Origin of the sequence: Methyloversatilis discipulorum, assembly GCF_018780585.1 — a bacterium.
GTDB classification, from domain to species: Bacteria; Pseudomonadota; Gammaproteobacteria; order Burkholderiales; family Rhodocyclaceae; genus Methyloversatilis; species Methyloversatilis discipulorum_B.
Genome location: NZ_JADMJL010000016.1, coordinates 484647 through 492610 on the forward strand (window position 1 = coordinate 484647; position 7964 = coordinate 492610).

Annotated in this window: 7 protein-coding genes; 4 read left to right on the forward strand and 3 right to left on the reverse strand. The window is 68.1% G+C overall.

The genetic code is table 11. The annotated features are described in order from the left end of the window. Nucleotides 1-15: 15 nt before the first annotated feature. From IV112_RS08300 to prfB, 3 genes are all read right to left on the reverse strand, one after another. On the reverse strand, nucleotides 16-1302 hold the full coding sequence (locus tag IV112_RS08300; protein WP_304002752.1) for a hypothetical protein: 1287 nt from the start codon (nucleotides 1300-1302) through the stop codon (nucleotides 16-18). Further along, nucleotides 1299-2561, reverse strand: a complete 1263-nt coding sequence (locus tag IV112_RS08305) for a hypothetical protein (RefSeq protein WP_304002754.1) — start codon at nucleotides 2559-2561, stop codon at nucleotides 1299-1301. The genes IV112_RS08300 and IV112_RS08305 overlap by 4 nt, the downstream gene beginning before the upstream one ends. 2 nt (nucleotides 2562-2563) lie before the next feature. After that, nucleotides 2564-3668 (reverse strand): peptide chain release factor 2 gene (gene prfB / locus IV112_RS08310; protein WP_304002757.1). Its coding sequence is split into 2 segments (ribosomal slippage): nucleotides 2564-3586 and nucleotides 3588-3668, totalling 1104 coding nucleotides; the frame shifts between segments, so codons are not numbered across the junction. Between the two features lie 240 nt (nucleotides 3669-3908). Here prfB and IV112_RS08315 point away from each other — a divergent pair. The 4 genes from IV112_RS08315 (at nucleotide 3909) to IV112_RS08330 (ending at nucleotide 7799) form a co-directional block, all read left to right on the forward strand. Further along, complete coding sequence (locus IV112_RS08315) at nucleotides 3909-5018, forward strand: hypothetical protein (RefSeq protein WP_304002760.1); 1110 nt, start codon at nucleotides 3909-3911, stop codon at nucleotides 5016-5018. A gap of 142 nt (nucleotides 5019-5160) precedes the next feature. Next, on the forward strand, nucleotides 5161-6078 hold the full coding sequence (locus IV112_RS08320) for an alpha/beta fold hydrolase (protein WP_304002763.1): 918 nt from the start codon (nucleotides 5161-5163) through the stop codon (nucleotides 6076-6078). A 126-nt stretch (nucleotides 6079-6204) separates the two neighbouring features. After that, nucleotides 6205-6996: an XrtB/PEP-CTERM-associated transcriptional regulator EpsA gene (epsA, locus tag IV112_RS08325; protein WP_304002765.1), complete on the forward strand. Its 792-nt coding sequence runs from the start codon at nucleotides 6205-6207 to the stop codon at nucleotides 6994-6996. Beyond that, nucleotides 6996-7799, forward strand: coding sequence for an ankyrin repeat domain-containing protein (locus IV112_RS08330; RefSeq protein ID WP_296812415.1), 804 nt, complete (start codon nucleotides 6996-6998; stop codon nucleotides 7797-7799). The genes epsA and IV112_RS08330 overlap by 1 nt, the downstream gene beginning before the upstream one ends. Nucleotides 7800-7964: the final 165 nt, after the last annotated feature.

A 7964-nucleotide genomic window follows, 5' to 3' on the forward strand; every position in this document is an offset into this window, starting at 1 on the left:
GTCACTCGCGTCGGGTCAGGGTTGGTTCGCCATCCGCGGCGCGACTTCGCCGACCGTGATGGCGGCGACGTTGTCGTCGTCGACTGGCTGGATGTCTTCGCTGAAGCGCACGTCCACCGGCATGCGCAGGAAGTCGGCGATCGGGCCCTCGCCGGCTTCGCGCATGCCATCGGCGTCGCTGTCGCGCAGCAGCGCCAGCAGCGACATGCGGTAGGACGCCTGGGCGAAGCTGCCGCCGGGCACCACGTCGGCCAGTGACGACGGCGCGCTCAGCCGTTCGATGCGCTGGCCGAACAGTTCGAGCAGGCGCAGGTCTTCCATCTGCGGCGCCGGTGCGACCGGCGCTTCGTCCGGCGCCGGCAGCGCGGACGCACCGGCTTCCGGCACCGGTTCGTTGGCGGCGGCCGGCTCCGCGCGGTCCAGCAGTTCGTGGCCGCCGGCCAGCAGCGTGAGGTCTGGGCAGGGCGTCAGCGCGTCGGCGCACAGTCCGGCCAGTGCCGCGGCGTCCAGTCCGCGCAGCCAGCTGGCCACGTCGGACGACGATATGCCGGAGCCGCCCAGCGTCACGCGCTGCGACTCGATCTTGTTCAGCGCGCGCTGGAAGGACGCATCGACGCGTGCCAGCCGCGACTGCGCCAGACCGATGCGCTGCGCCAGACTGGCGCGCTCGAACGGGATGTCCTCGTCGGCCAGCAGTTCACGCAGCAGCAGCGTGCCGCGGTCCAGCCAGCGCGCGTTGGCGGCGAGCCGGCGGCGCGCCGACAGGATGCGGAATTCGGAACCGGAGGCGATGGCGTCCTCGAAGTGCAGCGTGAGGTCGTTCAGCTTGCCGAGCAGTTGCTGCAGCGCTTCGCCGGTGTCGCCATCGACCGCCTGCAGACCCGCCAGCTGGGCAGTCAGGAAGCCGAGCTCGACGTCCTCGTCGCCCGACAGTTCGAGCAGCATGGTGAGCGCGGCACAGGCGTTGCGGCCGATGTCGGACAGCAGGTACTGGCCGTCGGCGATCAGCAGCAGCGCGTGGTCGCGCAGCCGGCGCAGCACCGTTTCCAGCTTGACCGGGTCGATGAAGGCGAAGCGCGCACGCAGCGCGTCCGGCGACCAGCGCGGCATGTCGGCCGTGCGGCCGATCTCGCCGAGCACCATCACGCGCATCAGCACTTCGGCTTCGGAGCCGTGGAACAGCGTGGTGAAGGCGGCCAGCATCGGGCGCGCGCGCAGCAGGCGGTCCAGTTCGGGCACTTCGTCGGCATCGACGCCGGGGGCGAGGAAGTCGGTGAAAGCGGCGGCGTTGTCGATGCTCACTTGTACAGCTCCAGTGCGGCGATGCGCGCGTCGATGTCGGCCAGCACCGCGTTGTAGGCGGGCGCGCCGACGCCGCCGAAGCGGCGCAGGAACACCGCTTCCGGCATGAACTCGGCGAGGCCGGCGATCGACGGCAGCAGGTCTTCGGTTGCCGGATCGCCGCCAAGGACGCGGCTCACTGCGTCGTCACCGGCGGCGATGCGCTCGCCCAGCCGGGTGCCGGCGCGGTCGGCCAGCAGATCGGTGAAGGAGAAGCCGCTGCCGCTGCGCGCGTCGCGCACCTCCTTCGACAGGCCGATGGCGTTTGCCCACTGCGCGCCGGCGTGGGCGGCAATCAGTGCAGAACCGACGAAGTGCTGCGTCAGGTCCTCACGGCCGTGCAGCGTCAGCACCTGGCGCGGAACCGGTGGCCAGTCGGCGGCGGCCGGCACCAGCATGGCCGGCGAGCGGCCATTCACGTGCAGCGCGAGCGCGAGCAGGGCCGAGCGTTGTTCGGCGACCGTGTCGCCGCCGCGCGTCTGCGCCAGGGCGAACAGTCGCTTCAGCACCGGCGGCAGGCTGTCGGCGTCGCGCGCTGCGCCGCCTTCGCGCAGCGCGAGTACGGCCGTGCGCAATTCGGCGTGATAGGCGGCCAGCCGCTCCGCTTCACCGGCCGGAAGCAGTGCGCGCATGCCCTCGGCGGCCACCTGCCTGCTCAGCGCGTAGTCGATGCGCAGCCCATCGCGCGAGATCCGTGCGCCGTGCACGACCTCGGACAGCAGGGCCGGATCGCCGCCATAGCCAAACTGACGCAGCAGCCAAGGCAGGGCGGCTGCAAAGGCCTTGCGCGCGATCGGGGCTGGCAGCGACAGGCTGCCGATCTGCAGTCCGTCCAGCCGCGGCTCGCCATCGGCGATGACGATGGGCGCGTCGATATTGAGCCAGAGAGAGCCGGGCAGTGCGGTGGCGGTGCGCAGATTCATCTGTCCGTCGACGCTGACCGCCTGCGCCCGCGTGTCCGGCAGCCGCTTCGCCGCGATCTGCAGCAGGGCCTGCACTTCGTCGGTGGCCAGCACGATGCTGCGGCGCTCGCCGTCGCGCAGCCGGCGCGGGTCGAGTTCGCCCAGCCGCTTGGCGGCCCGCTCGGCCGAGCGGGCGGAGATGACCGCCTGCGCGTCGGTGATCGACGGTGCGCTGTCGAGCGCCGCCCACAGTGCAAGCAACAGGGCGGCGACGCTCAGCGCGACGCCGAACACCACGGCGCGCAGCAGGAAACGCACCGTCAGACGCCCTGTTTCAGGCTGGCCTGGATGAAGCCGTCGAGGTCGCCGTCGAGCACGGCCTGCGTGTTGCCGACTTCGTGATTGGTGCGCAGGTCCTTGATGCGGCTCTGGTCCAGCACGTAGGAACGGATCTGATGACCCCAGCCGATGTCGCTCTTGGTGTCTTCCAGCGCCTGCTGTGCCGCCTGGCGCTTGCGCAGTTCGGCTTCGTACAGCCGCGACTTCAGCATCGCCATCGCCTCGGCGCGGTTCTTGTGCTGAGAGCGGTCGTTCTGGCACTGAACGACGATGCCGGTCGGCACGTGCGTGATGCGGATGGCCGAATCGGTCTTGTTGATGTGCTGGCCGCCGGCGCCAGAGGCGCGGAAGGTATCGACGCGCAGGTCGGCCGGGTTGATGTCGACCTCGATCGAATCATCGACTTCCGGATAGACGAACACGCTGGAAAAGCTGGTATGGCGGCGCGCACCGGAATCGAAGGGGCTCTTGCGCACCAGCCGGTGGATGCCGGTTTCGGTGCGCAGCGTGCCGTAGGCGTATTCGGCGCTGATCTTCAGCGTCGCACTCTTGATGCCGGCGACTTCGCCCTCGGACTCTTCCAGCACCTCGACGCCGAAACCCTTGCGTTCGCAGTACTTCACGTACATGCGCAGCAGCATCGACGCCCAGTCCTGCGCTTCGGTGCCGCCGGCGCCGGCCTGGATTTCGAGGAAGCAGTTGCTCGGGTCCTGCGGGTTGTTGAACATGCGGCGGAATTCGAGGCCGGCGACGTCGGCTTCGATCTTTTCCTTGTCCGCCTCGATGGCGACAACGGTGTCCTCGTCCGCTTCCTCACGGGCGAGTTCGAACAGGTCACGCGTGTCGGCCAGCCGGGCGTCGATCGATTCCAGCGTGCGCACGACCGCTTCCAGTCCGTGCTTTTCCTTGCCCAGTTCCTGCGCGCGCGCGGTGTCGTTCCAGACCGTCGGGTCTTCGAGTGCGCGTTCTACTTCTTCGAGCCGCGATGCCTTGGCATCGTAGTCAAAGATACCTCCGCAGTTCGCCGGCCCGCGATTGCAGGTCGGTCAGGTGATTGGCGATGGCGTTGAGGCGTTCTGCTTCCATGGTAGGTACCGGCCGAATTGCGTAAAACGCGGCATTCTACCGTTGCAGGCGGCCGGGATGTTTTCCCTTGTCCGGATCGGGCGCCTGCGACACCTTGTGAGGGAGGATTTCCCGTGCCGCGCCGGTGGCTGATTCAGTGGCCAATTCGCGGAAATCCTGAACCTGATGGCGCATTCCGCTCTCTATACTGCGCGACGCTGCCGGTTCGGCACACGACAAGAAAACGACGGAGGATTCCCCATGAAGCTCAAATCCGCGATGCGCGGCCTGATTCCGGCTGCGCTGTTCTCGATGATGGCAGGCGCCGGTCTGGTGCAGGCAGCCGGTACCGCCTACGTGAGCAACCAGGACGGCGGCATTTCCATCATCGATCTGGCGAAGATGGAAGTCACCGGCGAATACGAGGTGGGCGGCAAGGTGCCGCGCGGCCTGGGCGTCACCGACGACGGCAAGACGCTGGTGGTTGCCGTGCGCGAAACCGGCGACATCGCACTGATCGACACCGCCAGCGGCAAGGTGACCAAGCGGGTCAAGATAGGCAAGAACCCGGAATTCGTGCGGGTGCGCGGCAACATGGCCTTCGTGTCCTTCGAGCCGACGTCGAAGCTGGGCCCGCCGCCCAAGCCGGGCGCGGAAAAGAAGGATGACGACAAGAAGGCTGGCGGCAAGGAAGGCGGCCACGGTCACGACGACGATGACGACGATGACAAGGAACCGGCCAAGGTCGCGGTGATCGACCTGAAGAAGGGCAAGGTGATCCGCAACATCGTTGGCGGTCCGGAAACCGAAGGCATCGAATTCACCGCCGACGGCAAGCGTCTGGTGGTGACCAACGAGGCCGACAACACGCTGACGCTGCACGACATCAAGACCGGCAAGCTGCTGAAGAAGGTCGACGTCGAGAAGCACGGTGCCCGTCCGCGCGGCATCAAGCTGTCGCCGGACGGCAAGACCTTCATCGCGACGCTGGAGTTCGGCAACAACTTCCTGGTGCTCGACGACAAGCTGAACCCGGTCAAGACGGTCGCCACCGGCCAGACGCCCTACGGTGTCGCCTTCGACAGCAAGGGCGAACGCCTGTTTGTCGCCACCGCCCGGGCCAAGGCGCTTGAGGTGTACGACGCGAAGACCTTCGCCAAGATCAAGGACGTTCCGCTGAACGCCGAGCGCTGCTGGCACTTCACCTTCACGCCGGACGAGAAGCAGATCCTGGTGGCCTGCGGCCGTTCGGACGCAGTGGTGATCGTCGATGCGGAGAAGCTCGAAGTCACCGGCAAGATCGAGGACAAGAAGCTGCCCTGGGGCGTCGTCACCTTCCCGCGCGCGATGGGCAGCCTCGACCAGAACTGATCCGCTTCGCTCGTTCGTTGTCCTGGGCCCGCCGCAAGGCGGGTTCTTTTTTTGTACTGCATTGTCCCGAAGCTGAAATACGCCGCGCGCAGACTGCCCCTGTCAATCTTCATGTCATGGTGCCTGCGTGGACGAGCGCAGCATGCTTCTGCCGGATCGGCGGCGACTGGCCTGGGCCGAATACGGTGATCCGTTCGGCTATCCGGTCATCCTGTGCCACGGTGTTCCGGGGTCGCGCCGTCAGGTGCCGCCCTTCGATGCGCTCACCAGCGAGCGACACGCGCGCCTCATCGTGCCCGACCGAGCCGGCTACGGCCTGTCCGACGGCGCGCCCGGCTGGGGTCTGGCGCAATGGCGGCAGGACGTCGGCGCGCTGGTCGATCACCTGAAGCTGGGCGACTTCGCGGTCGGTGGCGTGTCTGGCGGTGCGCCATTCGCCTGCGCGCTGGTGGCGGAGTTCGGCGAACGGGTGTCCCGACTGGTGCTGGTCAGCGGCGTGGCGCCCGGGTACGGCGCGTCGGCGGATGCGCTCAAACTGCATCCTTTCGAAGCGGTGATGGTCCGCCTCGCGGTGCGCACGCCCCGCCTTGCCAGGCTGCTGATCGAGCCGCTGGCCGTCGTCGCCGCGCTGTGGCCCAGGACCTACCTGTCTGCGATGTGCCGGCTGGTCGGCGAGGCGGATCGCGCCGAACTGGCGCGCGCGGACATCCACGATATGTTCTTCGACGATCTGCCGAGCGCCGCCCGCCAGGGCGCGGCGGCCATCGTCCGCGATCTGGCGATTGCCGCATCCGACTGGCAGCTCACGCTGCAGGACTATCCGGGCACGGTCGAGATCGTGCAGGGCTGTGACGATGCCATCGTGCCGGCCGACTGCGCCAGCCGGCTCGCCTTCCTGTTTCCGCAGGCCAGCGTGCGACTGCTGGCGGGCGAGGGGCACTTCTTCGTATTCAGCCGCTGGAGCGAAATTCTTGCCGCGCTGATGGCCCGGCGCTGGCGACACGAACAGGAGGTGCAGATGCCGCTGAAGCGCGCGCCGGCGCCGTCGTCACCCCGCTGAAACATTCGGCTGCAAGAATCCGGGCCGGTTGTTGCAAAGTGTTGCAACAGCCGGCGCGTCTGTTGCGGCATCGGACAGGCTTCATTCGAACGACGGCCACAAGGCTGCTTCCATCCCGGTTTCTACATGACAGATCCGCTCGCGCAGGATCAGATCGACGTGCAGCTATTGCTGTTTACGATCGAAACCTCGATCCGGGTCGTCAAGCGCTTCCAGTTCTTTCTGTGGGCGCAGGGTTCGCTGCAGACCTTTCTGCCGCACGAAACGCTGCTCTGCGCCTGTGGCGACATCGAGCGCGGCGACTATCGCGCTTCGGTGTTCTCGCGCTCGGTACTGTCACCGGAATACGAGTCGAGGCTGATCGATCCGGCCGCCGGGCTGATGGCGCGCCTGCTCGACGACTGGCGCGCCGGCGCGCGCGAGCCGCTGGCCTACGGCGGTGGCGTGCGCGGCCGCAGCGGTGCCGCCGCGCTGCGCACACTCGGGCTGCAGCACGCGCTGGCGCACGGTTGCCGCGAGGCGCGCGGCGAGCAATCGACCTTCTTCGCGCTGCTCGGCATGCCCGATGCACCGACCGATCAGGACGCCCGCCGCATCGAACTGCTGATGCCCAACCTGCATCTGGCGCTGCTGCGCATCACCGAATTCGAGCGGCGCGAGGGTGCCGAGCGCGCGAACGGTCGCTACAGCTCGCCGCTGACGCTGAGCGCGCGCGAACTGCAGGTGCTCGACTGGGTACGCGAGGGCAAGACCAACCATGAGATCGGGCAGATCCTCGACATCAGCCCGCTCACCGTGAAGAACCACATCCAGAAGATCCTGCGCAAGCTCGACGTGACCAATCGCGCGCAGGCCGTGGCGCGACTGGCGGCGCTGCGCGCGCACGAAGCGGGCCGGGATCTGGCGGGAGAGACATGATGAACACGCGGAAGATCGCAGCCTGCGCGCTGCTGGCATGCGCCGGAGCCGTCGGCGCACAGGAACTGCCACCGGAGTGGCAGGGCGTGATCGCCGAACCGGCACGCCCGCGCGCGGCGATGCCCACCACACCGATCGAGTACGCCGACATGCGCCGCACCGGCGACGACGCTGGCCCGCGCGACTACCGCAGTGCCGACTACGCGATGCTGTCGGCAGCCCGCCGTGGCGACTGGGCGGCCGTCAACCGGTTGCTCAAGTCCGGCGCCGCCGCCAACGTGCGCGACGTGTGGGGCGACAGCGTGCTGGCGCGTGCCGCCGCTGCCGGCGAGACCGAAACGGTGCGCGCACTGCTGGCCGCCGGCGCACATGTCGACCGCAAGGGCGCGTCGGGTTTCACCCCGCTCGGCGCCGCCGCACTGGCCGGCCATCACAAGGTCGTCGCGCTGCTGTTGCGCGCCGGTGCGGACGTCGACGCGAAGAGCGCGAACGGGCACGTGCCGATGATCGATGCGGTGATGCTGGATCGCGCCGAGGTGGTGGCCGAACTGGTGCGCGCGCGTCCGGACTGGCTGGTCTATGAGCGCGAACTGGGCCGGCACGCCCTTTCGCTGGCCGCCTCGCTGGGTCATGTACGCGTGCTCGACCAGTTGCTGGCCGCCGGCTTCGACCCCAATCTGCCGGATCGGGCCGGCTTCAATGCGCTGTACTGGGCGGTGTTCCGCAAGCAGCGTCTGGCGGTGGCCCACCTGCTGGCCTCGGGTGCCGACCCGGGGGCGATGTCGACCGAGATCTACGACTGAACTTTGGAAGCGGCCGTCGCTGTCCGCCGGCTTCAATTCAGGCTGCAGTCGGGGTTAGAGGACCCCTCCCACAGAACCTGACCCTGGCTCCGGCTGCGGGTCGGGCGCCTCCCTTGTGGGAGATTCTATGTTCCGGCGCAAGCGTTTTCGTGCTGTTTCGGGACA

Bases quoted from the DNA above. Each gene is read 5' to 3' on its own strand.
- IV112_RS08315 (WP_304002760.1), top strand. From the start codon at position 3,909: ATGAAGCTCAAATCCGCGATGCGCGGCCTGATTCCGGCTGCGCTGTTC.
- IV112_RS08320 (WP_304002763.1), top strand. From the start codon at position 5,161: ATGCTTCTGCCGGATCGGCGGCGACTGGCCTGGGCCGAATACGGTGAT.
- epsA (WP_304002765.1), top strand. From the start codon at position 6,205: ATGACAGATCCGCTCGCGCAGGATCAGATCGACGTGCAGCTATTGCTG.
- IV112_RS08330 (WP_296812415.1), top strand. From the start codon at position 6,996: ATGAACACGCGGAAGATCGCAGCCTGCGCGCTGCTGGCATGCGCCGGA.